Annotated in this window: 1 pseudogene; it reads right to left on the reverse strand. The window is 75.3% G+C overall.

The window, feature by feature from the left end:
• Window positions 1-583 (reverse strand): annotated as a pseudogene (locus tag ACFOWE_RS33795) (phospholipid carrier-dependent glycosyltransferase); the annotation flags it as partial.

The following is a 583-nucleotide window of genomic DNA, read 5'->3' on the forward strand; positions in this document are numbered from 1 at the left end:
CAGGAACATGGTGCGGTCGTCGGCGACGGCGTAGTAGAACCAGGGCAGCCAGCCGGCGGCGTAGGCGGTCAGCACGGCGCCGGCGCGCCAGTCGCGGGTGGCGACGTACCAGGCGACGGCGGCGATGAGGGCGGCCAGCGCGCCGTACCAGATGACGGGGGTGCCGACGCCGAGCACGGCCTGGGAGCAGCCGCCGGCCGCGCCGCAGCCGGGTCGGGTCTCGTAGAAGAACGCGACGGGGCGCAGCAGCAGGGGCCATTCCCAGGGGCGGGACTGGTAGTTGTGCGGGGTGCTCAGGCCGGTGTGGAAGCCCAGGACCTGGAAGTGGTAGGCGAGCCAGGAGCGGATGGAGTCGAAGACGAAGTAGTAGGGGCCCTGGCCGGTGGCCTGGGCCCAGTTGCGGCCCCAGCCGAGGGGGGAGGCGAACCAGCCGGCCCAGGTGGCGGTGTAGGCGGCGGCGGGCAGGAGGGTCAGGGCGGCGGTCGCGGCGGGCAGGTCGAGGCGGAGCATGCCGCGCCAGGGGTGGCGCAGGCCGAGGGCGCGGCGGGCGCCGGCGTCCCAGGCGATGGTCAGGGCGGCGAAG

Origin of the sequence: Planomonospora corallina (genome assembly GCF_042650625.1) — a bacterium.
Lineage (GTDB): Bacteria > Actinomycetota > Actinomycetes > Streptosporangiales > Streptosporangiaceae > Planomonospora_B > Planomonospora_B corallina.